Annotated in this window: 23 protein-coding genes; 16 read left to right on the top strand and 7 right to left on the bottom strand. The window is 61.9% G+C overall.

Features of this window, described 5'->3' with window-relative positions; translation table 11 throughout:
* Positions 1-4: 4 nt before the first annotated feature.
* The 10 genes from AC1DYF_RS03740 (at position 5) to AC1DYF_RS03695 (ending at position 10,197) form a co-directional block, all read left to right on the top strand.
* Complete coding sequence (locus AC1DYF_RS03740) at positions 5-811, top strand: 5-oxoprolinase subunit PxpA (protein WP_477875327.1); 807 nt, start codon at positions 5-7, stop codon at positions 809-811.
* Positions 798-1,040, top strand: coding sequence for an acetyl-CoA carboxylase (locus tag AC1DYF_RS03735; protein WP_477875326.1), 243 nt, complete (start codon positions 798-800; stop codon positions 1,038-1,040). Before AC1DYF_RS03740 ends, AC1DYF_RS03735 begins: the two co-directional genes overlap by 14 nt.
* A complete protein-coding gene (locus tag AC1DYF_RS03730) occupies positions 1,037-2,422 on the top strand; it encodes an acetyl-CoA carboxylase biotin carboxylase subunit (RefSeq protein ID WP_477875325.1) in 1,386 nt (461 codons plus the stop codon). Before AC1DYF_RS03735 ends, AC1DYF_RS03730 begins: the two co-directional genes overlap by 4 nt.
* Complete coding sequence (locus AC1DYF_RS03725) at positions 2,422-3,297, top strand: 5-oxoprolinase subunit B family protein (protein WP_477875324.1); 876 nt, start codon at positions 2,422-2,424, stop codon at positions 3,295-3,297. The genes AC1DYF_RS03730 and AC1DYF_RS03725 overlap by 1 nt, the downstream gene beginning before the upstream one ends.
* The gene (locus AC1DYF_RS03720; protein ID WP_477875323.1) at positions 3,287-4,258 is read left to right on the top strand and encodes a 5-oxoprolinase subunit C family protein; all 972 of its coding nucleotides are present in this window, start codon (positions 3,287-3,289) and stop codon (positions 4,256-4,258) included. The genes AC1DYF_RS03725 and AC1DYF_RS03720 overlap by 11 nt, the downstream gene beginning before the upstream one ends.
* A 29-nt stretch (positions 4,259-4,287) precedes the next feature.
* Entirely contained in the window at positions 4,288-5,361 is a 1,074-nt protein-coding gene (gene torT, locus AC1DYF_RS03715) for a TMAO reductase system periplasmic protein TorT (protein ID WP_477875322.1), read from the top strand.
* A 53-nt stretch (positions 5,362-5,414) separates the two neighbouring features.
* Complete coding sequence (locus AC1DYF_RS03710; RefSeq protein WP_477875321.1) at positions 5,415-6,926, top strand: sugar ABC transporter ATP-binding protein; 1,512 nt, start codon at positions 5,415-5,417, stop codon at positions 6,924-6,926.
* Between the two features lie 17 nt (positions 6,927-6,943).
* Positions 6,944-7,957, top strand: coding sequence for an ABC transporter permease (locus tag AC1DYF_RS03705; RefSeq protein WP_477875448.1), 1,014 nt, complete (start codon positions 6,944-6,946; stop codon positions 7,955-7,957).
* 47 nt (positions 7,958-8,004) lie between these two features.
* The gene (locus tag AC1DYF_RS03700) at positions 8,005-8,586 is read left to right on the top strand and encodes a biotin transporter BioY (protein ID WP_477875320.1); all 582 of its coding nucleotides are present in this window, start codon (positions 8,005-8,007) and stop codon (positions 8,584-8,586) included.
* 537 nt (positions 8,587-9,123) lie between these two features.
* A complete protein-coding gene (locus AC1DYF_RS03695; protein ID WP_477875447.1) occupies positions 9,124-10,197 on the top strand; it encodes a Gfo/Idh/MocA family protein in 1,074 nt (357 codons plus the stop codon).
* A 104-nt stretch (positions 10,198-10,301) separates the two neighbouring features.
* On the opposite strand, the gene AC1DYF_RS03690 is transcribed toward AC1DYF_RS03695, so the two are convergent.
* The 5 genes from AC1DYF_RS03690 to hglS are packed head-to-tail and all read right to left on the bottom strand — an operon-like array spanning position 10,302 to position 17,211.
* The gene (locus tag AC1DYF_RS03690; protein ID WP_477875319.1) at positions 10,302-11,573 is read right to left on the bottom strand and encodes an NAD(P)/FAD-dependent oxidoreductase; all 1,272 of its coding nucleotides are present in this window, start codon (positions 11,571-11,573) and stop codon (positions 10,302-10,304) included.
* 12 nt (positions 11,574-11,585) lie between these two features.
* Positions 11,586-12,818, bottom strand: a complete 1,233-nt coding sequence (locus tag AC1DYF_RS03685; RefSeq protein WP_477875318.1) for a pyridoxal phosphate-dependent aminotransferase — start codon at positions 12,816-12,818, stop codon at positions 11,586-11,588.
* Between the two features lie 6 nt (positions 12,819-12,824).
* Positions 12,825-14,360, bottom strand: a complete 1,536-nt coding sequence (amaB, locus tag AC1DYF_RS03680) for an L-piperidine-6-carboxylate dehydrogenase (RefSeq protein WP_477875317.1) — start codon at positions 14,358-14,360, stop codon at positions 12,825-12,827.
* Positions 14,361-14,384: 24 nt separating this feature from the next.
* Positions 14,385-15,803: an FAD-binding oxidoreductase gene (locus AC1DYF_RS03675; RefSeq protein WP_477875316.1), complete on the bottom strand. Its 1,419-nt coding sequence runs from the start codon at positions 15,801-15,803 to the stop codon at positions 14,385-14,387.
* Between the two features lie 10 nt (positions 15,804-15,813).
* Entirely contained in the window at positions 15,814-17,211 is a 1,398-nt protein-coding gene (hglS, locus tag AC1DYF_RS03670; RefSeq protein ID WP_477875315.1) for a 2-oxoadipate dioxygenase/decarboxylase HglS, read from the bottom strand.
* Positions 17,212-17,566: 355 nt separating this feature from the next.
* On the opposite strand from hglS, the gene AC1DYF_RS03665 reads away from it, so the two are divergent.
* Genes AC1DYF_RS03665 through AC1DYF_RS03650 form a run of 4 tightly spaced genes read left to right on the top strand, consistent with a single transcriptional unit; the run spans position 17,567 to position 21,639 of the window.
* Positions 17,567-18,427: a transporter substrate-binding domain-containing protein gene (locus AC1DYF_RS03665; RefSeq protein ID WP_477875314.1), complete on the top strand. Its 861-nt coding sequence runs from the start codon at positions 17,567-17,569 to the stop codon at positions 18,425-18,427.
* A gap of 57 nt (positions 18,428-18,484) precedes the next feature.
* Positions 18,485-19,765: an NAD(P)/FAD-dependent oxidoreductase gene (locus tag AC1DYF_RS03660; RefSeq protein WP_477875313.1), complete on the top strand. Its 1,281-nt coding sequence runs from the start codon at positions 18,485-18,487 to the stop codon at positions 19,763-19,765.
* Between the two features lie 25 nt (positions 19,766-19,790).
* Positions 19,791-20,762 carry an amino acid ABC transporter permease gene (locus tag AC1DYF_RS03655; RefSeq protein WP_477875312.1) on the top strand — a complete coding sequence of 324 codons (972 nt, stop codon included), beginning with the start codon at positions 19,791-19,793 and terminating at the stop codon, positions 20,760-20,762.
* Positions 20,752-21,639, top strand: a complete 888-nt coding sequence (locus tag AC1DYF_RS03650; RefSeq protein WP_477875311.1) for a DMT family transporter — start codon at positions 20,752-20,754, stop codon at positions 21,637-21,639. The genes AC1DYF_RS03655 and AC1DYF_RS03650 overlap by 11 nt, the downstream gene beginning before the upstream one ends.
* Positions 21,640-21,669: 30 nt before the next feature.
* On the opposite strand, the gene AC1DYF_RS03645 is transcribed toward AC1DYF_RS03650, so the two are convergent.
* Together AC1DYF_RS03645 and AC1DYF_RS03640 are read right to left on the bottom strand one after the other, a co-directional pair.
* Positions 21,670-22,482, bottom strand: coding sequence for a PfkB family carbohydrate kinase (locus tag AC1DYF_RS03645; RefSeq protein WP_477875310.1), 813 nt, complete (start codon positions 22,480-22,482; stop codon positions 21,670-21,672).
* A gap of 36 nt (positions 22,483-22,518) precedes the next feature.
* Positions 22,519-23,532, bottom strand: a complete 1,014-nt coding sequence (locus tag AC1DYF_RS03640; protein WP_477875309.1) for an SIS domain-containing protein — start codon at positions 23,530-23,532, stop codon at positions 22,519-22,521.
* Between the two features lie 210 nt (positions 23,533-23,742).
* Here AC1DYF_RS03640 and AC1DYF_RS03635 point away from each other — a divergent pair, with 210 nt between their 5' ends.
* Both AC1DYF_RS03635 and AC1DYF_RS03630 read left to right on the top strand, forming a co-directional pair.
* A complete protein-coding gene (locus tag AC1DYF_RS03635; protein ID WP_477875308.1) occupies positions 23,743-24,474 on the top strand; it encodes a GntR family transcriptional regulator in 732 nt (243 codons plus the stop codon).
* Positions 24,475-24,571: 97 nt separating this feature from the next.
* Positions 24,572-25,474, top strand: a complete 903-nt coding sequence (locus AC1DYF_RS03630) for a LysR family transcriptional regulator (protein ID WP_477875307.1) — start codon at positions 24,572-24,574, stop codon at positions 25,472-25,474.
* The last annotated feature ends 19 nt before the right edge of the window (positions 25,475-25,493 follow it).

Genomic DNA, 25,493 nt, shown 5'->3' with positions numbered 1-25,493 from the left:
GGCCTTGAAGGATACGATCGATATCAATTGCGATATGGGGGAGGCTTTTGGCCGGTGGCGTATCGGCGACACCAGCGACCATCTCCTGATCCCGCATATCAGTTCGGCCAATATTGCCGCGGGCTTTCATGCCGGCGATCCGAACCTGATTGATGAAACGGTCAGGCTAGCAGCTGAACATGGCGTCGCCATCGGCGCACACCCGGGCTTCAAGGACCTGCAAGGTTTTGGCCGCCGCAGGATCTCCGGCAGCAGCAAGGAAATCATCAACGACGTGGTCTACCAGGTGGGCGCGGTGCGCGAATTCTGCCGCCGCCACGGTACCACGGTGGAGCATGTCAAACCGCATGGCGCGCTTTACATGGAACTGGCCGACAATGCCGACCTTTCCAATGTCTTCATCGAATACATGCGGCGGGCGGCGCCGAATGCGCCAGTGTTCTGCATGGGTGGCTCCGCCACGGATATCGCCGCGCGCCAGGCCGGTCATCCGGTAGTGCGCGAATTCTATGCCGACCGCGATTATGGCGACGACGGATGGATCGTCTTTACCCGTGACGCCGGCCGGCCGGACCCCAAGGCGATTGCCAAGAAGGTCCTGCGCGCCTGTGTCGAAGGCAAGGTGCGCACGGTGAGCGGCGCCGACATCCCGATCGAATTCGAGTCGATCTGTTTTCATTCCGATACTTTAGGAGCGCTCGACATCGTCGCCCGGATGCGTGAGGCACTGGTGGCGGAGGGAATTCGCATCAGCCCGGCCTCCCATCCGACCAATGGCAACGAAGCAAGGGGATCCCATGAGCAAGTCTGAAATCAAATCGCCGCTGCCAGGCACGTTCTACCGGTCCTCGTCGCCAGATCGCCCGCCGTTCAAGCAGGATGGTGACGACGTGTCGGCAGAGGAGACGATCGGCATTATCGAGGTGATGAAGACCTTTCACGAGGTCCAGGCCGGCATTGCCGGCAAGCGCATCACCTTCCTGGTCGACAATGAGGAGCCGATCATGGCGGGCCAAGTCATCGCGGAGGTCGAACAGTGACGATCAAGTCCGTCCTCGTCGCCAATCGCGGCGAGATCGCTGTTCGCATTATCCGTGCCGCAAAGGCGCTCGGAATCCGCACGGTTCAGGTCTATAGCGCCGCGGACGCCGATATGCTGGCTGTGCGGCTCGCCGACGAGGCGGTGAATATCGGCCCGCCGGCCGCGAAGAAATCCTATCTCAATATCGAAGCCGTCATCGCCGCAGCCAAGACCGCAGGCGTCGATGCCGTCCACCCCGGCTATGGTTTCCTCTCGGAGAATGGCGATTTTGCCGATGCGGTGGCCGCGACAGGAATGGTCTTCATCGGTCCGAGCGGCAATGCCATCCGATTGCTGGGCGACAAGGTCGCGGCCCGCGACGTAGCGGCACGTGCCGGCGTGCCCACTGTGCCGGGCAGCGGTGGCCGTATCTCGGACCTGTCGCAGGCACATGAGATTGCTGGGCGTACCGGCTTTCCGCTGATGATCAAGGCGGCGGCCGGCGGTGGCGGACGCGGCATCCGTATCGTCCATTCGCTGGCCGAACTGAACCAGCAGTTTCCGCTCGCCTCCGCCGAAGCCGCGGCCGCCTTCGGCGATGGTGGCCTCTATATCGAGAAGGTCATCGGCAATGCGCGCCATATCGAAGTCCAGATCTTTGGCGACGGCCGGAACTTCGTGCATTTCTACGAACGCGAATGCTCCCTGCAACGCCGCCGGCAGAAGGTCTGGGAGGAGGCGCAGGCCTTCCTGCTGCCGAACGACGTGCGTGAAAAGCTCTGCGCAAGCGCCGTAGCGCTGGCTCGCGACGTTGGTTACCGCGGCGCGGGCACCGTCGAATATCTCTACGACGAGCAGAGCCGCGAATTCTACTTCATCGAGGTCAACACCCGCATCCAAGTGGAGCACCCGGTCACCGAGATGATCACCGGCTTCGACCTGGTGAAGGAGATGTTCAACGTGGCCGGCGGCGCGGCCCTCTCCGTCGCGCAGGCCGATATCCGCCCGCGCGGCCATGCCATCGAGTGCCGCATCAATGCCGAGGATCCCTTCAAGGGTTTTGCGCCGGCGCCCGGCCAGATCACGCGGCTCGCTGTGCCGGATGAGGACGGCGTGCGCTTCGACACCATGCTTTACGAGGGATACACGATCCCGCCCTTCTATGACTCGCTTCTCGGCAAGCTGATCGTCTGGGCGGAAGACCGGCCCAAATGCCTGGCGAAGCTCGCCCACGCGCTCGACGGTCTCGTCATCGAAGGCGTGCCGACCACGATCCCGCTCCACAAGGCGCTTGCCGCGGATGCCGCAATTGCCAGGGGCGCATTCCATACCCGTTTTCTCGAGGGCTGGCTCGAAAGCGATTTCGCCGCCGCCCCCATATCCAGCACGGAGGTTGCCTGATGCCGGTGCGATACACATTTGGTGGCGACGAGCATCTCTTCGTCGAATGCAGTGACGAGATGTCGCTGGATGCCTTCTTCAAGAGCCTGTCGATGGCGACCGGCGTGCGCGAGAGCGGCATCAAGGGTGTGACGGAAATCTGCCCGGCCAATGCCTCCTTCCAGGTCAAATTCAACCCGGATGTGATTGCTCCGGACGACATCCTCAAAGAGGTCCGAGCGATCGAAGGCGCGGCCGAGAAGGCCGAGCCGGTGCTGAAGACACGCATTGTCGAAATCCCGGTCTTCTACAATGACCCCTGGACGCGTGAGACGCTGATGCGTTTCCGCGAACGACATCAGGAACCCGGCGGCACCGATCTCGACTATGCTTCGAAGATCAACGGCTACGGCAGCGTCGACGATTTCGTCTCGGCGCATGCCGGTTCGCCATGGTTCGTCTCCATGGTCGGCTTTGTCGCCGGCCTGCCCTTCATGTACCAGATGGTCGAGCGGCAGCGGCAGATCGAGGTGCCGAAATATCTCCGGCCCCGCACCGATACGCCGCGGCTGACGGTCGGCCATGGCGGCTGCTTCGGCTGCATCTATTCAGTGCGCGGCGCCGGCGGCTACCAGATGTTCGGCATCACGCCGATGCCGATCTTCGATGCCAGCCAGACGACGAGCTATCTCCACGATTTCATGGTGTTCTTCCGGCCGGGAGACATCGTCAAGTTCAAGCCTATCGGCCGTGAAGCCTATGACCAGGCTGTCGAGGATGTCGACAAGGGCCGCTTCGTGCCGCCCATCCGCGAAGTCAGCTTCGACCTCAGGGAATTCCAGAAGGACATAGACGGCTACAATTCCAAGCTGGAGGAGGTGCTCCATGGCCATTAAGGTAGTTCACCACGGCATGGCGACGACGGTCCAAGATCTCGGCCGCCCCGGCTATTTCCACCTCGGCATTCCCATGGGTGGGGCCATGGACCGCTATGCGCTGCGCGCCGCCAACCTGCTGGTCGGCAATGACGAGAGCGCGGCCGGGCTTGAAGCCGTTTTCATGGGGCCGAAACTCGAATTCACTGCGGATGCACTGGTTGCCGTTACCGGTGCCGACATGCCGGCGAAAGTCGATGGTGAGCCGGTGTCCAGCTGGACCGCCTTCAGGGTCAAGACCGGCCAGGTGCTGACCTTCGATTTTCTCAAGACCGGCGCCCGCATCTATATCGCAGTGGCCGGCGGAATCGACGTTCCCGCAGCGCTCGGCAGCCGCTCCACCTATCCGATCGGCGCGCTCGGGGGCTTCAAGGGCCGGGCGATCGCAGCGGGCGACGAATTGCCGGTCGGCCAGGGCTCGCTTGCCGGTGAGGGCCGGACGATCGACGAAAGCCTGCGCCGCAAGCCGGGCATACCTGCCGAGCTACGCGTGCTCCCAGGCCTCTACTGGGACCGGCTGACCGACGCCGCCAAGGCGAATTTCTTCGCCGACACCTGGAAAGTGGCGCCCGAGGCGGACCGTATGGGCTATCGCTTCCGCGGCGGTCGCAAGCTCGAATTCGTCGAGCGAAAGCAGCCCTTCGGCGCGGGGTCCGATCCCTCCAACATCGTCGACAGTTGCTATCCCTATGGATCGATCCAGGTGCCCGGAGGTACCGAGCCGATCATCCTGCATCGCGATGCGGTCTCGGGCGGCGGCTATTTCATGGTCGGCACGGTGATTTCAGCCGACATGGACCTGATCGGCCAATTGCAGCCACACACGCCGACACGCTTCGTCGAGGTGACGATGGACCAGGCCCTCGCCGCCCGCCGGGAACGGGCCGACCTGCTCGGGAGGCTGCGCGCATCCTTCCATTGAATTCCAAACCACAAGCAAAGGGGAATGACATGAAAAATATGAGGACTTTGTTGTTAAGCTGCTCGGTCGCGATGCTCGGCCTCGCATCCCCGGTGCTGGCCGGCGACTGGTATCCCTATCCGGCACAGAAGGTCGAACCGCCCTTCGATCCGAACGGCAAATCGGTCGATGTCGAATATTCGCCGCTCGCCAAGGCGGAGAAGCCATGGAAGATCTGCGTCTCCTTCCCGCATATGAAGGACGCCTACTGGCTGGGCGTCGATTATGGCGTGGTCGCCGAGGCCAAGGACCTCGGCATCAAGCTCAACGTGGTCGAGGCCGGCGGCTATACCGAGCTTGCCAAGCAGATTTCGCAGATCGAAGACTGCGTCGCCGGTGGTGCCCAGGCAGTAGTGATCGGGGCGATCTCCTATGATGGCCTCAACAATCTCGTCACTGAAATCACCAAGAAGGGCATTCCGGTCATCGACGTGATCAATGGCATGTCGTCGCCCAATGTCACGGCGAAGTCGCTCGTCTCCTTCTATACGATGGGCTACGAGACCGGCACCTTCCTCGCCAAGAAGCATCCGGCCGGCACCGATCCGGTCAAGGTCGGCTGGTTCCCCGGCCCGGCGGGCGCAGGCTGGGTCGAAGCCGCCAACAAGGGCTTCATGGACGCCGTCAAAGGTTCGTCGCTCAAGGTCCTCGATCCGAAGTTCGGCGACACCGGCAAGGAAGTCCAGCTCAAGCTCGTCGAGGACGTGCTGCAAGCCGAGCCCGACCTGAAATATATCGCCGGCACCGCCGTGACCGCGGAAGCGGCGCAGGGTGTCATCCGCGAGCGCGGTCTCAAGGGACAGGTCGACCTGCTCGCCTTCTACATGACTCCCGGCGTCTATGAAGGCATCAAGCGCGGCTTCATCGCAGCCGCTCCGGCCGACTCCATGGTCATCCAGGGCCGTATCGCCATCGATCAGGCGGTCCGCGCCATAGAGAAGAAGGACCTGATCAAGCATGTCGGTCCGAAGATTTTCGTGCTCGATCCGTCGAACATCAACACGACCGACAAGAGCACGATCCTGCCGCCGGACGGCTTCAAGCCCGAATTCAACGTGAACTGAACGTGGTCGCCCCGGTCTACCGCCGGGGCGTCCCGCTTCGGGAGAAGACGACCATGCAAGCAGAAACGCCGCTCGTCGAGATGATACGCGTCAGCCGCACCTTTCCCGGTGTCACGGCTCTGGACAATGTGAATTTCGAGCTCATGTCCGGTGAGGTCCATGTCCTGTTCGGCGAGAACGGTGCGGGCAAATCGACGCTGATATCCATCCTCTCGGGCGTCTATCCGCAGAGCTCGGGAAGCGTGAGAATCCAAGGCGAGGAGGTTTCGTTCGCCTCGGTCGGCGACGCCAAGAAGCGTGGCATCGCCGCCGTGTTCCAGGAATTCTCCCTGGTGCCGACGCTCAGCGTCGCCAAGAATATCTTTCTCGGCGCTGAGCCGATGATCGGCCCGTTCATCGACCGTGCCCGGATGGATCGCGAGGCACGCAAGCTGTTTGCCGATCTGGGCTTCGATATCGATGTCCGTGCGTCCGTCGGCGCGCTGTCCCGTGCCGAACAGCAGATGACCGAGATCGCCAAGGCAATCCATTTGAACGCCCGTGTGCTGATTCTCGACGAGCCGACGGCATCGCTCACCGAGCGTGAAACCAGGACCCTGTTCCGCATCGTCTCCGAGGCCAAGGCGCGCGGCGTCGGCATCATCTACATTTCGCATCGTATCCAGGAATTCTCTGTCATCGCCGACCGCGTCACGGTGCTGCGCGACGGCAAGCTGATCGGCACGGTGGGTGTCGGCGATACGACGCCGGAGAAACTCGTCGAGATGATGACCGGCCGTGCGATCGGCCAGATCTATCCGGCCATCACCCGCGCCGCCCAGACGCCTGTTGCACTGTCGCTGCGTGGCATCACGGCCCAGGGTGTCAACGGTGTCGATATCGATGTCAGGCGCGGCGAAGTGCTTGGCGTCGCCGGGCTGGTGGGCAGTGGCAAATCCCGCACCTGGCGCGCCGCGATCGGGCTCACCGGCCTGCATTCCGGCAAGGTCACGCTCGATGGCAAGGACATGACCGGCGCACCGACACGCAAGTTACTCGCCCGCGGCGTTTTCTACCTGCCACCGGACCGCAAGAACGAAGGCCTGATGCTGAGCGCCACGGCGCGGCAGAATATCAATCTCGGTCTGCTCTTTCGAGGCGATATCGCAGGAGCAACAGGCGTGTCGTCGCGCAAGATCAATGCGCTGTCGACCAGCATCGGCCAGAAGGTCGAACTCGCCAGCGCCTATATGTCCCGCCCGATCGCCAACCTCTCCGGCGGCAACCAGCAAAAGGTGCTGTTCGGCAAAGGTTTCGGCGATAATTACGATGTCTACATTTTCGATGAGCCGACAGTGGGCGTCGACATGGGGACGCGCGCCGCACTCTACAGGCTGATCAAGGAACTGGCCGAGGCCGGCAAGGCGGTCGTGGTCATCTCGTCGGACCTTCCCGAGGCGATGAACCTCGCCCACCGGCTGGTGGTCTTCGCCAATGGGCGCATCTCCGCCGAGCTCAGTGGCGCCGACATCAACGAAAACAACGTGCTCAAAGCATTCTTCACATCGGAAGGGGAAGCCGCATGAACGGCCGAGCGGAAACCATGAACGAGACCGAAGCGTCCGGCGCCTCGCCGCTGAGATTCGTCAGGCAGGTGTTTCTGCGCGCCGGCGTCCTGCCCTTCTTCCTCATCGCGGCACTCGTGATCTTCACCATCGCCTCGGCACAATTCCTGACGCTGCAGAACCTCACCAATGTGGCGCGGCAATCGGTCTACCTGATCCTCGTTTCTCTCGGCCAGATGCTGGTGCTGATCACCGGCGGTTTCGATCTTTCGGTCGGCACGGCGATCGCACTGACCTCCGTCGTTTCGTCCATGACGATGGTCGCCACGGCGGCGATGTTTCCGGATGCGGTCTGGCTGGCGATCACGCTTGGCCTCGCCGCAGGATTTTGCGCAGCCCTCGTCATCGGCGTGGTCAACGGCATCGGTATCTCGATCTTCGGGGTTTCGCCCTTCATCATGACGCTCGGCGTGCAGTCGATCGGCGCCGGTGCGGCTTTGTTCCTGACCGGCGGCGTGCCGGTGGACAATCTGCCGTTCGAATTCGGCGATTTCTTCGGCTTCGGCATGGTGGCGGGCATACCCGTTCCCGTCCTGGTGGCGATCGTCGCCATCGTGGTCATGTGGTTCGTGATGAACCGTATGCGGCTGGGCACCAAGGTCTATGCCGTGGGAGGCAACATCAAGGCGGCCCACCTTTCCGGCATCCATACGCGCATGACGCTGTTCATCGCCTATCTCATCTGTGCGCTGCTCGCCTCGCTCGCCGGCATCCTGCTGACGGCGCGGGTGGAGAGCGGCGAGACCAATCTGGGCGGCACGATCGCGCTCGAATCCATCGCCGCCTGCGTCATCGCCGGCGTGTCACTACGCGGCGGCATCGGCCGCGTCGAGAATGTGGTGCTCGGCGCCTTCTTCATCGTCCTGGTGCAGAACGGCATGAACATCATGCAGATCGGCTCATACATGCAGATGGTGCTGCTCGGCAGTCTGCTGGTTCTCGCCGTGGTCGTCGACCAGCTGCGCTACCGCATGCTGCTGCAAAAGCGCTGAATGCCTGACGCCGCCAAAATTAACAACCAGATCAAACGGAGAGATCTATGACACGGATGACATTGACAACAGGCTCCGACAGCCTTGAAACCATCGTCGGGCGCCGTACATTGCGTTTGGCGACGGCAGTGCTCCTTGGTAGCCTCTTCCTTGCCAGCATGGCGCAAATCCAGGTGCCGTTCTTTCCCGTACCGATGACGCTGCAGACGTTAGGCGTGATGTTGATCGGCCTGACCTTCGGCTTCCGTTTGGCAACTGCGACCGTCGCGCTCTATTTGGCCGAAGGTGCGCTCGGCCTGCCGGTCTTCGCAGGTTTTTCCGGCGGTCCAGTGATTTTTCTCGGCGGCACGTGCGGTTATCTCATCGGCTTCCTTGCCGCCGCCATGGCCATGGGACTGATGGTCGATCGCGGCATGGCCAAGTCATGGATCGGCCRGGTCCTCACCCTGGCCATGGGGCAGGTGCTGATCTTTGGCCTCGGAATCGCCTATCTGGCATCGCTCTACGGTTTTGCCAAGGCGCTGGACTACGGCCTCTACCCGTTCATCGCCGGTGACTTGCTGAAAACGGCGATTGCAGCAATTTCCGGCACATACCTGCTTCAGGCGATCTCCCGCTTCGGCAAATAGCGACATTGGGTCGATCCGCCGGGCCTGAAAAACAGCGCAGGCGTCACTCCGAGGGTGACGCCATCATCAGCGCTCAGGCGGTGGCAGGATGATTCATCAGAAACGGCTGATTACGAGGAAGGGTCTCCTCAGTCCTGCGAAGCGGAGAGGCCTCCATTGCTTGCAGGCGTGCCCTCAAGCCTTCCAGCAGGATTTTCAACTCCGCAATGCGCCGACGCATCTCCGGCGCCATCGGACTGCATTCGGAAAGCTCCGAGATTTCCCTGGCAACCGACCCAACAATGCATGCCTGTCTGAAACATCGTCGTGCATTGCATCCTCCTACAGAGCGTGGTCGCGTCGGGGTGTTGTCGGGCTTGCAGACGCATCCCCAAGGTCTCTAACCGGGTCAAACCGGCTTCGTTCCGCTTTGATGGCGATCGATGTGGCGACATTCGGTATTTCCGGCGGAACCCGCGGAGACCCTTCGAAGTTGGACATCGCATAAGGTCCGTAGGACCACAATTGCGGGAAGGGATTCCAATGACAGAGCAGCCTATTCGACTCGCCATACTCGGCACGGGCTCGATGGCCCGCCAGCATGCGGAACGGTTCAGCGCCATCGCGGGCGTCAGTGTGGTCGCGGGGATCGACGTCGACGCCGCGCAAGCCGAGGCGTTTTGCCATAAGCATGGCATCGACCGTCCTTTCGGCGATCTTGAAGCGGCGCTCGAGTGGGGAGAGTTCGACGCTGTCGCCAATGTTACGCCGGATAACGCGCATCATGCCACGACGCTCAAGATCGCAACTGCTGGCAAACACATATTTTGCGAGAAACCGCTGGCCGTAAACTATGGCCAGGCAGAGGAGATGACCCAGGCTGCCGAAAGCGCGCACGTGGTTGCGATGGTCAACCTCAGCTACCGCAATGTGCCGGCACTGCAAAAGGCGCGCGAACTTGTTCGGGGAGGCGCTGTCGGTGACGTGATCCATGTCGAAGCCTCCTATCTGCAGAGCTGGCTTTCAAGCCGCCATTGGGGCGACTGGAGAACCGAAAGCCGCCTGCTCTGGCGCCTGTCGAAGGCGCACGGATCCAATGGCGTCCTGGGCGACATCGGCATCCACATCCTGGACTTTGCCTCCTATGGAGTGGCATCGGCGGTCGAAAATGTCACCTGCCGGCTCAAGGCGTTTCCCAAGGCGCCCGGCGATCAGATCGATGATTTCACATTGGACGCCAATGACAGCTTCGTCATGGCGGTCGAATTCGCCAATGGCGCATTGGGAACGATCCATGCCACACGCTGGGCGACCGGCTACAGCGATGATCTGCAACTGAAGATTTTCGGCACCAAGGGCGGCCTCGATGTAAGATATGGCGGCCGTGATGCGAACGGGCTTCGTATTCCAAGCCTGCAAGTCTGCCTGGGAGAGGATATCCAGACGCAGACATGGCGGCACTTTCCCCTGACGCCGGTGGAGACCAATTACGAGCGGTTCATCCGGGCGATCCGCCAGGGTGAAACGCTCGAACCATCATTTGCGCATGCGGCAAACCTGCAACGCATCCTCGACAAGGCGCTGGAGGCGGACATGGCTGCTCCTGGCGAAACCGTAGTCGTCAACACCTGACGCTTCAGGACGCCTCGGGCGCTTCTTGATCGTTGAGCAACATCAGCGTGGCCAAGGACGGAAGGTCCCAGGCATCAACGGTGTGAGCGCCGGACAACAGCGATCTACCTCACGAGCGCATGTGCCAATGCCGCCCCGCCTTCATAATAGGCGGCTTTCGTCGCGGTGAAGCGCTCGGAATAGTGTTCGATCGGGCGGACCGGCAGTTCGTCCGGGGCATCCGTGAGCAGTGCGATCGCGGACTGGGTGCCGAAGACCGTGCCGGGGGCGATGCCGCGGCCGGAATATCCGAAACAGGCGAGCGCATTCGGGCCGAAAGCGACGATCTTGGGCACATGGTCCTTGGTCATGGCGATCCTGCCCCGCCAGGCATGTTCGAACGGCAGATCGCCGATCTCAGGAAACAGGCGACGCAGCTTGCGGCGCGCCCAGGAATAGTGGATGGCGGCCTCAGGTCCGTCCGAATTGCCGACGCCGCCGACGATCATGCGTCCGGCCCGGTCGATGCGGAAGGACGACATGACCAGTGCCGTGTCCCAGCAACCTTCGCCGCCGGCGAGAATTTTCTGCCGCGCATGCTCCGGCATCGGCACTGTGGCGAACTGGCAATAGCTCATCGGCGTGAATTCGGGTTTGAACGGGGTGTCGATCCCTGTCTGATAGGCGTTCGTGGCCATCAGCAGAGATTTGGCCCGCAGGCGGTGGCCATTGGCCTCGATCACCCACATGTCGCTCTGCCGGGAAATCGCGGTCACCGGCGAGTGCTCATGGATCACGGCACCCTTTGCCTGCGCGGCCTCTGCCAGGCCCCGGCAATAGGCGAAGGGCTGGATCGTGCCGGCGCGCGGGTCGAAGAGCGAGCCGTGGTAGACGCGCGTACCGGTGCGACGCGCCGTTTCGGCTGCATCGAGAACGGTGAGAGGTGCGCCATCGCGATTGCCCTGGCGGCGACGTTCCTCGATATCCCTGAAGCCTGCGGCGGAATGGGCAAGATGCAGGGTGCCTTTATGGACAGCCTCGCAATCGATGCCTTCCTCCGCGATCAACGAGAACACGCGTCGCGGACCATCCGCCAGGATATCGATCAGCCGTCGGCCAGTCGCTTCGCCCATCTGGGCGATCACCGTATCCGGTGGCAGCCAGAGGCCGGCATTGACCAGGCCGACATTGCGGCCGGACCCGCCATGACCGATGATCTCGGCTTCCAGCAGGCAGACGGAAGCGCCGCGCCTGGCCGCTTCGAGCGCCGCCGCCGTGCCGGTGAACCCGCCCCCGACGATGACCAGATCGACCGTCAGGTCACGATCGAGCGGCGACGCTCGAAATGGCTGGCGGGCACTGGCACGCCAAAGAATGGAGGAAGGTCTGGTTGCCATGGCTCGATATCCTCACTGCAATGCGTCGCAGGCCTGCTTTATGCGTTTCAACGCCTCTTCCAACTCGAGTTCGGAGGTGGCGTAGGAGATGCGGAAATAGGGAGAGAGACCGAAGGCCGAGCCCGGAACGACGGCAACCAGGGCCTCTTCCAGAAGATAGTTGGCAAAGTCGTCGTCCGACTCGATCAATTGCCCCTTGGGTGTCGTCTTGCCGATAAGACCGCCGCAATCTGCGAAGGTATAAAACGCGCCCTCCGGCACCCGGCAGGCAATGCCGGGAATGGCATTAAGCGCGGTCACGACGAGATCGCGGCGGCGCCTAAAACTCTCGCGACGCTCTGCCAGGAAATCCTGCGAACCGTTCAGGGCCTCGATGGCGGCCGCCTGGCTGACGGAGGACGGGCAGGACGTCGACTGGCTCTGGACGACGGCCATGGCCTTGATCAGCACCTTCGGCCCGCCGGCATAGCCGAGACGCCAGCCGGTCATGGCATAGGCTTTGGACACGCCGTTGACGGTCAGCGCGCGGCCCTTCAATGCCGGTTCGATCGCCACCGGTGTGACGAAGCGGAAACCGTCATAGACGATGTGCTCATACATGTCGTCGACCATCAGCCAGACATGCGGATGGCGCATCAGGACGTTGATGAGCGGGCGATAATCCGCTTCGCCATAGGCTGCACCCGAGGGATTTGACGGCGAATTGAGCAGCAGCCAGCGGGTCTTCGGGGTGATCGCCTTCTCAAGCTGCTCAGCGTTGAGCCGAAAACCGGCTTCGCCATCACAGGGCACGAGCACCGGCACGCCGCCGCAGAGTTCGACGATGTCGGAATAGGTCGTCCAATAGGGCGTCGGGATGATGACCTCGTCACCAGCATCCACGGTCGCCATGAAGGCGTTGAACAGGATCTGCTTGGCGCCGGCGGAGACGGAGATCTCGTCGAGCGCATAATCGACGCCATTCTCGCGGCGAAATTTCTCCGCGATCGCCTTCTTCAGCTCCGGCGTGCCGTCGAGCGCGGTATATTTGGTTTCGCCGCGATCGATCGCCGCTTTTGCCGCCTGCTTGATAGTGTCAGGCGTGTCGAAATCCGGCTCGCCGGCGCCGAGAATGATCACCGGCAAGCCGTCGCGCTTCATCTGATTGGCACGCGCACCGATCTGCAGGATTTTTGACACGCCGATAGAGGCGAGGCGCGAAGCGGGCTTGAAACCCGCCTCCTCGATTTTGGCTACGATGGTCATGGCTATTCACGCGATATCGAAAGAGACGCCCTGGGCGAGCGGCAATGCCTTGGAATAGTTCACTGTGTTGGTGGCGCGGCGCATGTAGGCCTTCCACGCATCGGAGCCCGATTCACGACCGCCGCCGGTTTCCTTTTCACCACCGAAGGCGCCGCCGATTTCCGCGCCGGATGTGCCGATATTGACATTGGCGATGCCGCAGTCCGAACCGTCAGGCGCCAGGAAGCGCTCGGCCTCGCGCATGTCGAGGGTGAAGATCGAGGACGACAGACCGGCCGCGACCGCATTGTGTTCGTCGATCGCCGTGTCGAAATCGGAATATTTCATCACGTAGAGGATCGGCGCGAAGGTCTCTTCGAGCACGGGACCGACTTGGGCAGGCATTTCGACAAGTGCCGGCTTTACATAGTAGGCTGTGTTTTTGCCCGCTTCTTCAACGCGGGCACCGCCGGTGACAACGCCACCCTCGACCGTCGCCGCTTCAAGCGCATTCTGCATGGCGTCGTATGCCTGCCTGTCGACCAGCGGACCGACCAGTGCGGTGGTTTCCAGCGGGTTGCCGACCGAAACACTCTGATAGGCTTTCTTCAGCCGCGGCACGAGCTGGTCGTAGATGCTGTCATGGACGAAGAGACGACGCAGCGTCGTGCAGCGCTGGCCAGCGGTGCCCATGGCGCCGAAGGCGATGGCGCGTAGCGCCATGTCGAGATCGGCCGAGGGGCAGACCACGCCGGCATTGTTGCCGCCCAATTCAAGGATCGAGCGGGCAAAGCGCTTGGCAAGACGCGGGCCGACTTCGCGGCCCATCCGGGTCGAGCCGGTGGCTGAAACCAAGGCGACCTTGGGATGATCGACCAGCGCTTCACCGATGCTGCGATCGCCGATCAGAACCTGCGCCAGATTGGCCGGCGCGTCGCCGAAGCGGGCGATGGCGCGCTCGAGGATGGCTTGCGAGGCAAGCGCGGTCAGCGGCGTCTTTTCCGACGGCTTCCAAACAACCGCATTGCCGCAGACCAGCGCCAGGGCTGCATTCCAGGACCAGACGGCAACCGGGAAATTGAAGGCCGAGATAATGCCGACGACGCCGAGCGGATGCCAGGTCTCCATCATCCGATGACCGGGACGCTCGGTGGCGATTGTCAGGCCGTAGAGCTGGCGGGAAAGGCCGACGGCAAAATCGCAGATGTCGATCATTTCCTGCACTTCGCCGAGACCTTCCGAGGTGATCTTGCCGGCTTCGATGGAAACGAGGCGGCCGAGATTGGTCTTGGCTGCGCGCAATTCCTCGCCCAGCAGGCGGACCAGTTCGCCGCGCTTCGGGGCCGGCACCAGCCGCCACGCACGGAAGGCCTCATCGGCCTTGACGATCGCGTCGGCAGCCTGCACCGCAGAGACGGTCTTCAGCGCGGCGATCTGCTCGCCCGTGACTGGCGAAAAGGACGCCATGTCGCCGCCGACATAGAGCGCTTTGTCAACGCCGAGCTTTTCGAGAAGTGCTGCCGCTTCGGCCGGCACATTGATCTGCTTGACTGCAATATTCATGCGAAAACTCCTGTTCTGAATGGGCTAGAAACGGATGCTGCCGAGCGGGCCGGGCGATGTGATCGCCTTCAGCCCGGCTGCCAGCGTTCTGATCGGTTGCACGGTATAGAGATCGTAATAGGCCTGGTTCTTCCGGCCGATGCCGTGTTCGGCGCTGAAGCTGCCGCCGAATCTCTCGACCGCGATTGAAAACACCCAATCGCGCAGCCGCTTTTCGAAATCCGGATCGGCGGCATCGAGTGAATCCTTGTCGATGACGAGGTTGAAATGCACGCCGCCATCGCCGATATGGCCGAAGTCGCAGACAGTCACTTGAGGAAACGTCTTCGGCACTTCCACCTTCATATGGTCGCAGAAAGCCATAATGTCGCCGCGGCGGAAAGATAGATCGAATGCGATCAATCGTCCGCTATGTTTTACGCCCTCCGACAGGGCGTGCCGCAACAACCACATTTCCGTCGGCGGGCCGATGAAGGCGTCGGCAAGCAGTCCGCTTTCATCCTCAAACATCTCGGCAAGCACGCTTTCCAGCACCGCGTCGAGCGACAGCTCGCCGTCGCGCGGCTGCCAGCTGCGCGTGATTTCGGTGAGGATCACATAATCGGGGATTCGGCCTGCTTGAAACGGATTGCGGAGCGATGGCACATGGGCAAGCGCGGCTGCGATTGCATTGCCGGACATGCCTTCGAAGGCGGAGAGGTAGGCGCCGAGTTGCTCTTCCATTCTCCGGAGCAACGGCATGACCTTCGTACCATCGGCCGGCACGAGATAAGCTGTCGCCGTCTGGGCCGGCAGGCGTTCGAGATTGAGCACGCATTCGGTAACGATACCGAATGCGCCCGACGTGCCGATGAACATCTGCTTCCAGTCGACGCCGGTATTGTTCTTGCGCAGATCCTGCGAGAGGTCGAGCACGGTGCCGGCCTCGTCTGCCAGAACGACCGTAAGGCCGAGCGTATTCTTGCGGACATCGCCATATTTCAGAAAGCGCGCGCCGCCGGTATTGGTTGCCACCATGCCGCCAATGCGCGGGTCGGCGCCCAGATCGATGGGGAAAAACAGGCCATGCGCCTCGAGGCGACGGTTCACCTCGGAAAGGCGGAAGCCGGCATCGACGTGCAGCGAACGGTTGTCGAGATCGAGGTCGAAACGGCGCGTCACCCGGTCGAGGCTCAGCACGATCTCAGTGCCCGACATATCCGGCGTCGAGCCGGAAACCAGGCCGGTATTGCCGGATTGCGGCACCAGCCGGATGCCATTGCCGACGCAATAAGCAACGGCGGCGGAAACCTCCTCGGTCGAAACCGGCCGCAGCACAAGCGCGGCACGACCCTTGTCGTAACGCGCGCCTGTTTCGTAAGCCAGCATGTCCGCAGGGGCATCGACAATGCCTCTGTCGCCAAGCAGGGCCTTCAGCGCCGCGATGTGGTTCGTGTCGATCATCGCCTGCCGCTCACTCCGCAGCCATGATGGTGCCGAGCGCGGCAAGGCAATCGTCGATCGAGCCGCGTTCAATCGCCGCGTAATGGGCGAACTCGTCCAGCACGCTGGCGCCGAGGTCACGCTCGAACATCAGCTGGTTCGGGCTGGCGACGAAAGCCTGCGTCGCTGCGTCGCCGAGATTCGACTGGAAGATGCCAGCCGCGCTGACGGGCAGGAAATCCTCGTAGACGAGCGGATCGAACTGCACGATGCCCTCTGCGATCACTGTATCCAGATCGAGCCTGCCACTGGCGGCCTTCACTGCCTTGCCGGTCAGCGAATAGCTGAAATAGCCAAGGCCGGCCTTGCGGATTTCGTTCCAATCGTCCGGGAAGGCGCGAAAGGCATCGCCAAGCGCCTCTTCATAGACGGCGGCATTGGAGCCGTCCGCTGCGGGCGTCACGCGGGCACGGGCCTCATTGAGCAGTGCGTCGTAAAGCGCCCTGCCCTTCGGCGTCAGCGCAACACCGCGCTGTTCGATCTCGCCGAAGCGGGCCGTATGCGATCCGGCATGCCAGCCGCCGTCATCGCTGCGGAACGACACGGCTTCTTCGAGCGCCTTGAACGAGGTCTGGCGGAGCAGGACCGGGCATTTGCGCGTCGGCGGCCCTTCGATCACCGCCTTGGGCACGATGCCGTGTTTCGGCATCAGCGCCTGCACCGCATCGATGTCGAGGGTGCGCGGCGTCAGGTGATTGATATGCGGCCCCTTGAAGGAGACGACATCGGCGACCAGCCGGTGAGCATCATGAAGACGTTTGTATAGATCGGCGCTGACAATGGCCTTGTCATGCCAGCGGAAGGTTTCCAGCACTTGCTCGACGAAGCGCTTTCCGTCAGCCGCATTCAGACCGCCATCGCGCTCCGCCTTTTCAACCAGATCGATGGCCGCATCGGTGAAAATCCTGCGGCTTGCCAGCACGCTCGCAGCCTCCTGGCGCAACGCCTCGTCTGCAATCAGGTCGAGCCGCAGCAGCGAGGTAAACACACGGAACGGATTACGCTTCAGGCTCGCATCGCCCACCGGGCGGAAGGCGGTGGAATGAACCGGAACGCCGGCGGTCGAAAGATCATAGTAACCGACGGGATGCATGCCCATGACAGCAAACACGCGGCGCATCATCGACAATTCCTCAGCGGTTCCCAGCCGGATCGCGCCGTGGCGCTCATCGGAAATGCGGTCGAGGGAATCCGTTGTATCCAGCCGCGTCCTGAGATGCGGATCTGCCRCAAGCGTTTGCCGGTTGACGGTGGCGACAAGCGACATCAATGTCCCGTAAGCCGGCACCTCGTCGCGATACATGGCCGACATCGCCGCAGAAAAATCCGACCGGATGGCATCGGCGGAAGCAAACTCGGCAGTCTTCATGAAATGTCTCCAACTTGCAAAGCAATCATTCTATTTTCTCATCATAGATCAATCGAACGGCATTTTTATGCGACAGATTTGACTGACTTCATTCCAATTTAGAATGATCTTAGTGAAGCAGCCGTTTGAAGAAACCTGCTCGCCGTGCGGCAACCAAAGGCCCGATCCTCAGCCGCTTTCGTTCCGCTGAGCGGCCCTGCTCGCCGTTGCGACAAGGAATTATCCGGAGCCCCAGAGGCCGTCCGAGGCTGGATATCCAAGGCGCGCAGCAACCCTGGAAATCTGCTCGCACTGGGGAATGGCCGCTTGACACGAGCACTCGTTTCCTTTCATCTGATGTTGTCAGACATCTTACATGACGGGAAAGCTGCTCGAAAAGGAGGATTCGGTGAGGACACTGCTCAAATGGCTGGCGCTGGGCGCCACGTTCGTGACCCTGGCAACCGCTGCGCAAGCAGGGGAGACGCTCAATCGCGTCATGGAGAAGAAAGCGCTGGTGGTCGCCACCAATAGCGGCTGGCCGCCCCAGAGCTTCCTGGACGACAACAACGAACTGGTCGGCTTCGACATCGACGTGTCGCATGAGATCGCCAAGCGCCTCGGTGTTTCCGTCAGCTTCGAGACGCCGGAATGGGCGACGCTGACCGGTGGCCACTGGCAGGGCCGTTACGATCTCGGCGTCGGCTCCGTGACCCCGACCAAGGCGCGTGCCAATGTCATCGATTTCGCCGGCATTTATTACTACAGCCCCTATGTCTATGTCGTGCACAAGGACAGCAAGGCGAAGACGGTCGACGACCTCAACGGCAAGGTCATCGGCGTAGAAACGGCGACGACATCCGAGGATTTCATCAATCGCCAACTCCAGATCGACGCACCCGGCATGCCGCCGATCGTCTACAAGGTAACGCCCGGCGAGGTGAAGACCTATGCCGACTCGATGCTGCCCTTCGATGATCTTCGCCTGGGTGAAGGCGTCCGTGTCGAGGTGGTGATCGCGCCGGAACAGACCGCCCAGAACGCCATCAAGAACGGCTATCCGGTGCGCATCATCGAAGGCGAATATGCTTTTCGCGAGCCGCTGGTGGTGATCGCAGAGAAGAACGATCCGGAATGGACGGCCAAGATCGGCAGACTGATTGCCGACATGAAAAAGGACGGCACGCTCAGCAAGCTGACCACGAAATGGTATGGCAAGGACTACAGTGCCGACTGATGCAATCCGGCGCGCGCGGCACCCATCGCCCGCGCCGCCTCTCGCGGATGATCTTCGATGGCCTATCCTGACACATATTACAAACGCACCATGGCAGACGAAACGGTGCGCCCCATTTTATCGGGCAGCGCCGAATGCGACACCGTCATCATCGGTGGCGGCCTTGCTGGTCTGACAACTGCGCTTCAGCTTTGCCGCGCCGGCCAGACCGTGGTTGTGCTCGAGGCCGAGAGTGTCGGCTTCGGCGCCTCGGGACGCAATGGCGGTTTCGTTGGTCCCGGCTACGCCACGGGCGGCGAGGAGATTGCCCGTATTGCCGGCAAGGACATCGCCCGCAAACTGCATTTGCTGTCGATCGAAGGTGTCGACTTCGTCGGCGACACGATCCGCGATCTCGGTATCGAAAGCGCCGATCCCCACCCCGGCATTCTCAGTGTCATGCGCTATGACGACGGCGCGTCGCTCAAGGCCTATCGCGATCAGGTCGCCAGGGAATATGGCTATGAACTAGAGTATCTGGAGCGCGACGAAGTGCGCGCAGTGCTGAAATCCGAACGCTACTTCCAGGGCCTGCGCAGCCCCTCGGCATTCCATATGCATCCGTTGAACTATCTGCGCGGCATTGCCTCAGAGATCGAGCGGCTGGGCGGAAAAATTTACGAACGGACCGCCGCGACCGGTAAGGATTTCACCGCGTCTGAAAAGCGCGTTCGCACCACAAGCGGCGAGGTAAGAGCCCGCAATGTCGTGTTCACCACCGGCGGCTATACCGGCAATCTGGAACCGCGGCTGAAACGCGCCTTCCTGCCGATCGCCACCTATGTGATGGTGAGCGAGGAAGCGCCGGACCTGATCGCCACGGCCATCGCCACCACCGATGCGATCGGCGACAATCGCCGCGCCGGTGATTACTATCGACTGGTCGATGGCGGCAAGCGCATCCTCTGGGGCGGGCGGATCACGACGCGGGCAGCATCGACCGCCGGCCTCGTGCAGGAACTCCGCGACGAGATGACCACGACCTATCCGCAACTGATCGCGCTGAAGACGGAGCTCGCCTGGTCCGGCCTCATGTCCTATGCCCGCCATCTCATGCCCCAGATCGGGCAGGTCGAACCCGGTGTCTGGCATTGCACGGCGTTCGGCGGCCATGGCCTCAACACGACCGCTGCCGGCGGCAAGGTGGTGGCGGAAGGCATTCTCGGCCAATCGGACCGCTACACGCTGTTCAAGCCCTTCGGCCTGGTCTGGGCAGGTGGCCTGGCGGGCCTCGCCGTCGCACAACTTACCTATTGGAAACTGCAGGCGCAGGACTGGTGGCGCGAGCGCGCCGCCTGAACAAGACTTTGCCGGAAGGAACATCATGATCGGCCGTTTGATTCTGACCTATCCCGATGCGTCGCGTCGTCTCGGCAGCGTCCTCGTCCTGGCCGTCATCGTGCTCGCTCTCTACCTGATGGGCATCAGCTCGAAATGGCTGGGCTATCTGCTGCCGATCAGCAATGGCTGGCTGTCAGACAATCCGGCCGGCGGGCGGCTGGTCTCCTGCGTGCTGATCGCGCTCATCGCGGCGGTGAACTGGAAGCTGCTGCGGTTCCTGCCGCGCTCCTATCAGATCGCCGGCGTCTGGATCGAGCTCTTCGTTCTCCTGATGCTGTTCTTCTATTCGTTCGACCTGTCCTTCTCCTTCATCGCCCGCAAGATCGGCTTCCTGATCACCCAGGGCGTGACGACGACACTCTACATTTCCGCGATCTCGATCGCCGTCGCCACCGCCGTCGCCCTGGTCGGCGCCATCGCCAAGCTGTCGCAAAACGGCGTCGTCTACGGGCTGGCGACGTTCTACACCTCGCTGTTCCGTGGCCTGCCGCTCCTCATGCAGATCTACATCATCTATCTCGGCCTGCCGCAGGTGGGCTATGTGATCGGCGCCGTACCCGCTGGCATCCTGGCGCTGTCGCTTTGCTACGGCGCCTACATGACCGAGATTTTCCGCGCCGGCATCGAGAGCATTTCACGCGGCCAGACGGAGGGTGCGGCCGCTCTCGGACTTAGCCCCAGTCAGACCATGGCGCTCGTCATCCTGCCGCAAGCGATGCGAGTGATCATCCCGCCGACCGGCAATCAATTTATTGCAATGTTAAAGGATTCCTCGCTTGTCTCGGTTGTGGGCGTGTGGGAGATCATGTATCTCGCCCGTACCCAAGGCCAGACGGAATTCCGTCACATTGAAATGCTGATAACCGCCTCCATGATCTACTGGCTTCTCTCCATCGGACTCGAATACGCCCAGGCGCGCATCGAAGAACGGTTCGGCCGCTTCAATGTCCGCTGAAACATCGCTGAACCTGCCCGAAGCCGCGGCTCCCGGCCGGTCCAATATGCGCGCCGCAGGCATTGCGACTATTTCCTTTGCCGTGTTCTCGGGCGCCGACGCCCTGATCAAGCTGCTCGCCATCGACCTGCCGGCGCCGCAGATCACCTTCATGACCACGGTTGTTGGCCTGGTGCTGCTGCTTGCCTATGCGCTGGCCAAAGGCACCCTGCGCAATCTCGTGCCGGTCCATCCGGGGCTTGCCGTGCTGCGCGCCTTGTTGCTGGCGGGCGAAACGCTGCTCATTCACTACGCCTTCAAGCGTCTGCCGCTGTCGGAAGCCTACACGATCGCCTTCCTGACACCGACGCTTGTTGCTGTGCTCAGCTTCTTTCTGCTCGGGGAAAGGCTGTCGCGCTTTGCCTGGCTGGGCGTGGTTCTGGGCTTCGTCGGGGTGACGGTGGCGCTGAGACCGGGCGCCGCAACGCTCAATATCGGCCATGCCGCTGCGTTCGGATCGACATTTCTGTTTTCGCTGTCTCTGCTGCTGCTGAGGCGCGCCAAGACGGCGGAGCGGGACGAAGCGCTGGTCGGCAGCCTGTTGACGGTGATGACCCCGGTGACCTTCCTCACCGTGCTGGGCAGCACCGGATTTTCGGCGATCAGCGGCAACCAGCTCGGCATTACCCTGATCGCCGGCATTCTCGGTCTTGGCGGCCATGCGCTCCTGGTGCGCGCCTTCCGTGTCGGGGAAGCCTCGGTGATCGCGCCGTTCCAATACAGCCAGATCATCTGGGGCTGCCTTTATGGCGCATTGCTGTTCGCATCGCCGGTCGATCCCTATACGATCGCAGGCGCCGTGATCATCATCCTGTCGGGCTGGCTGGTGCTGAAATAGGCCAGCTCCGCTCTATAGTGGCGCAGCCGTTCAAAGCGGCTGCGGTTCCTGTGGAAATCCGCCGACATGGGCGCAGGTGAGCGCCGCCCGCTCTCGCCCGCGTTCGATCGCCTCCTGCAGCGAACCCTCCGCGACGTAAACGGACAGAAAGCCGGCGATGAAACTGTCGCCGGCGCCGGTCGTATCGATGACGTCAACAGGCGTGATGCCGGTTTTCGCCTTGGCGGTTGCCGTGGCTGCATAAGAGCCGTCGGCGCCACAGGTCACCACCGCGACCTTGGCGCCACGTATAAGCAAGTCCACTGCTGTGCGTTCGGCCAGTTCTCCGTCGCCATCGGCGGAACCGAACGCGACGGTCAGCCCATCAATGCCCAGATTGGCGGGATCGGCATTGACGGAGATGTCCTGCGACGCGCTCACTCCGGCAGCCGCAAGCGTGCGACGCAAAGCACCGCCGTCGTCGAGCCAGCCGATATGGACATGGTCCATCGTCTTCAGCACGGCGATATCCGCATTTGACGGCGCATAGCCGGCGCAGACGCCGAAATCCTCGAAGACGAAGACCCGATCGCCGGATGGCAAGGTCTCTATATCGGTATGCGCCGTCTTGCCCGGCCGCTCCACCATATGCGCGACGCCGACGCCATTCGCCATCAACGCTTGCCGCGTGCGAAACCCGTCGGCATCCCGACCGACAGCACCGAAATAGAAGGCGTCGTGGCCCAGCCGGGCAAGTTGCACAGCGACATTGACAGCATTGCCGCCGACCAGCGACAGATTGACGGGTGGCCGGAACTTATCGACGCAATTGTCGCCGACCGCCGCAATGCGAAGCTTTTTCATAGCTCTTCCCCACCGGGTCGCCGACTGAGGTGCAGATCAGTAGGTGACCCGCTTGTAGTAACGGCGCGTGGTTAGCGGATGGTTACGCATGACCTCGAGATGGGCGCTGATGCGTTCGAGCACCGTGGCAAGCAGGACCGGCGAGATCAGGCAACGCACTTCGGTGGAGACCCCGGGGAGATCGAAGCCGGCCGTATCCAGCACCGTAAGCTTGTCGGTATAGTTTGGGGCAAAATTTTCGACCCGCTCCGCCAGCGGCCTGAGCGCATCTTCGCCCTTGAAAAGGATGACGGAGACACCCTTCTCCACCAGTTCAAGCGTACCATGAAAGAAGTCGGACGCATGCACCGGCCGCGTGCGGATCCACTGCATCTCCTCGAGGATGCACATACCGTAGTAGAACGCTTGCGGCCAAACATTCCCCGCGCCGGTGATGATATGATAGTCGGAACCGGCCAGGATGCCGGCAAACGCCGCGGCCTTCGGTTCATAGGCGCGCTTCACATCGAGCAGCAGGCCCGGCAGGGTATCGAGTTGCGTTGCGATTTCCTCGTAGTCGGCGATCTCGCCGCGATGACGCAGGATCGACAGCGCGACGAACAGCGACTGCAGGTAAAAGGACTCGCAGGACGTATCGTCCTCGGCGAAATTGACGAAGACATGATCGCCACCCTTGCCGAGCGCGGTTTCTGCATGACCGACCAGCGTGATCACCGTTGCGCCGGCCTGTTTGGCGGCGGCGAGAAGAGCCACGCTTTCCCTGGTCGTCCCCGATAGTGACGGGATCACGACGATCGACTTCGGTCCGAGATTGACGGAGCCTGCCAGAACAAGTTCGGCCGGGAAGTCGATGAAGGCGGGAAAGCGCGACCGGCGCTGTAGAAGCTGTGCTGCCGGCTGCATCAGGATGGCTGCACCGCCCGTCCCGAGAAAATGAATGTTTTCGGCGCCGGCAGCAAGACACGCGCCGATGACCTGGTCGAGCCGCTGGCGCAATCCAACCGCCCCGGACTGGATGCGGAGGAATCTTTGTTCATCGAAATTGAGCATGCTGCAGCCCCGTGGAAACTGAAATCCGGTTCAAAGTTGTAAGACAACTGACATCTACAGATATGGCTGTCAAGCGCGCTATGGTGATTTTGCACGGACTTTGGACACAGAGTGGCGCGCGTTTAACACCATGGCGACATGGAAATATCTTGACCGGTCACGCATTGTCAGACAAGAAATGGGTGGGCGGATGATAAGAGGACGGCGGCCGTGGATGAGCCTTTGCGTGATGCGCGAACCCTGGCAATCCAGCTGCGCGACCGGATCGCCGACCTGATCCGGGAAGACGGGCTCAAGCCCGGCGACAAGCTTCCGACCGAAGCCCAGTTGACCCAGCGTTTCAAGATCTCCAGGCCCGCCATTCGCGAGGCCCTGAAACTGCTTGAACAGGACGACCTGATCTTTGTCGAGCATGGCCGCGGCCGCTTCGTGTCAGCCATTTCGGCAGTGCAGGTGGATCGTCCGATCACGGTGTTCGAAAGTGTCACCGCCATGACGAAGCACTACGGCTATACAACCGTCAACAAGGTGCTGTCGATCGCCGAGGAGAGCCCCGACAAGCTGGTGATGGAGAAGCTGCAGTTGAAATCCTCGGACCGTGCGATCCGCATCGAACGGCTGAGGCTGCAGAAGGAAGAGCCGATCATGTACTGTGTGGATTACGTTCCGCGCAGCATTATCCCCACACGGCTCTACGACATCGACTGGAGCGGCTCGCTGCTGGCGCTGCTCGATCAATACAGAAACAAGCCGCGCATGTCGGCGGCGACGGTGTCCGCAGTCATGCTGCCCAACGACGTCGTCGAGCGCAACGATCTCCGGGATTTCGGACCGGCCTTGCTGATCACCGAGACCTGTTTCAATGCCGCCGGCATACCGGTGATCTATGCGATCGATTATCACCGCGGCAGCCACTTCTCATTTAGCCTGGCACGAAAGTAGTCCCGCCGCTCGGGTCTCTGCTATTCTCATTTCGCATCAACATTATGTGTAGCCGGCGTTTTGGCGGCAGAGTAAGAGTAGATCGTGCGAAACGGGAATGAACATGCGCCGCAGCCTGCTTCCTGATATTGTCGATCTGCAAGCCTTCGAATGCTCTGCGCGCCACGGCAGCTTCACCCGCGCCGCGGAAGAGCTGAACCTGACCCAAAGTGCGATCAGCCGGCAGATCCGCGACCTCGAACAGAAAACCGGCCTGCTGCTCTTCGAGCGCGTCCGCCAGCGTGTCGTGCTGTCTGCCGCCGGCCAGCGTTTCCTGCCGGAGGTGCGGCGCCTGCTGGCACAGTCCGAGCAATTGATGATCCGCGCGGTTGCCGCCGCTGAAAAAGAGGAATCGCTCAGCATCGCCACCCTGCCTACTTTCGGCTCGCGCTGGCTGATGCCACGGCTTCCGGATTTTCTGGCACACAGGCCATCGGTGGCGCTCAATGTCGAGTCGCGTTCGGAACCCTTCGACTTCGAACGGGAGGGTTTCGATCTGGCGATCCATTACGGACAGCCGACCTGGGCAAAGGCCATTCCCACTTTCCTCTGCAGCGAGATCGTCCTGCCGGTGGCCAGTGCCAGCGTCGCGGCTGGTCTCGCAACCCCGGCCGATCTTGCCGGCGCGCCGCTGATCCACCTGACGACACGGGCGCGGCTCTGGTCGCAATGGTTCGAAGCCAATGGGGTGGCAGCCGAAAACGGTTTCCGCGGCAACCGCTTCGATCAGTTCTCGATGATCATCGCCGCGGTGCTGGCAGGCATGGGCGTGGCGCTGCTGCCGTCCTATCTGATCGAAGAGGAGATCCGCACCGGCGCCCTGGTGCCGGTCTTCGACCTGCCGATGGCAACCGAATTCGGATACTATATCGTGCTGCCGGAAGATCGCCAGCACAACAAGGTCGCCACCGCCTTCCGCGACTGGCTGCTTGGCAAGGTCAGCCGGCCACAAACAGGGTAAGGTACTTGCCTGCCTTGAA

Source organism: Rhizobium sp. P2_G9 (genome assembly GCF_056403475.1).
This window is presented reverse-complemented; position numbering and strand designations above follow the sequence as displayed.

What these genes read in the sequence shown, in the direction of transcription:
- AC1DYF_RS03630 (WP_477875307.1), top strand. Translation starts at nt 24,572, where the DNA reads ATGAACATGCGCCGCAGCCTGCTTCCTGATATTGTCGATCTGCAAGCC.
- AC1DYF_RS03725 (WP_477875324.1), top strand. Translation starts at nt 2,422, where the DNA reads ATGCCGGTGCGATACACATTTGGTGGCGACGAGCATCTCTTCGTCGAA.
- AC1DYF_RS03675 (WP_477875316.1), bottom strand. Translation starts at nt 15,803, where the DNA reads ATGATCGACACGAACCACATCGCGGCGCTGAAGGCCCTGCTTGGCGAC.
- AC1DYF_RS03685 (WP_477875318.1), bottom strand. Translation starts at nt 12,818, where the DNA reads ATGACCATCGTAGCCAAAATCGAGGAGGCGGGTTTCAAGCCCGCTTCG.
- AC1DYF_RS03705 (WP_477875448.1), top strand. Translation starts at nt 6,944, where the DNA reads ATGAACGAGACCGAAGCGTCCGGCGCCTCGCCGCTGAGATTCGTCAGG.
- AC1DYF_RS03640 (WP_477875309.1), bottom strand. Translation starts at nt 23,532, where the DNA reads ATGCTCAATTTCGATGAACAAAGATTCCTCCGCATCCAGTCCGGGGCG.
- AC1DYF_RS03710 (WP_477875321.1), top strand. Translation starts at nt 5,415, where the DNA reads ATGCAAGCAGAAACGCCGCTCGTCGAGATGATACGCGTCAGCCGCACC.
- AC1DYF_RS03645 (WP_477875310.1), bottom strand. Translation starts at nt 22,482, where the DNA reads ATGAAAAAGCTTCGCATTGCGGCGGTCGGCGACAATTGCGTCGATAAG.
- amaB (WP_477875317.1), bottom strand. Translation starts at nt 14,360, where the DNA reads ATGAATATTGCAGTCAAGCAGATCAATGTGCCGGCCGAAGCGGCAGCA.
- AC1DYF_RS03650 (WP_477875311.1), top strand. Translation starts at nt 20,752, where the DNA reads ATGTCCGCTGAAACATCGCTGAACCTGCCCGAAGCCGCGGCTCCCGGC.
- torT (WP_477875322.1), top strand. Translation starts at nt 4,288, where the DNA reads ATGAAAAATATGAGGACTTTGTTGTTAAGCTGCTCGGTCGCGATGCTC.
- AC1DYF_RS03655 (WP_477875312.1), top strand. Translation starts at nt 19,791, where the DNA reads ATGATCGGCCGTTTGATTCTGACCTATCCCGATGCGTCGCGTCGTCTC.
- AC1DYF_RS03735 (WP_477875326.1), top strand. Translation starts at nt 798, where the DNA reads ATGAGCAAGTCTGAAATCAAATCGCCGCTGCCAGGCACGTTCTACCGG.
- AC1DYF_RS03665 (WP_477875314.1), top strand. Translation starts at nt 17,567, where the DNA reads ATGACGGGAAAGCTGCTCGAAAAGGAGGATTCGGTGAGGACACTGCTC.
- AC1DYF_RS03660 (WP_477875313.1), top strand. Translation starts at nt 18,485, where the DNA reads ATGGCCTATCCTGACACATATTACAAACGCACCATGGCAGACGAAACG.
- AC1DYF_RS03720 (WP_477875323.1), top strand. Translation starts at nt 3,287, where the DNA reads ATGGCCATTAAGGTAGTTCACCACGGCATGGCGACGACGGTCCAAGAT.
- AC1DYF_RS03690 (WP_477875319.1), bottom strand. Translation starts at nt 11,573, where the DNA reads ATGGCAACCAGACCTTCCTCCATTCTTTGGCGTGCCAGTGCCCGCCAG.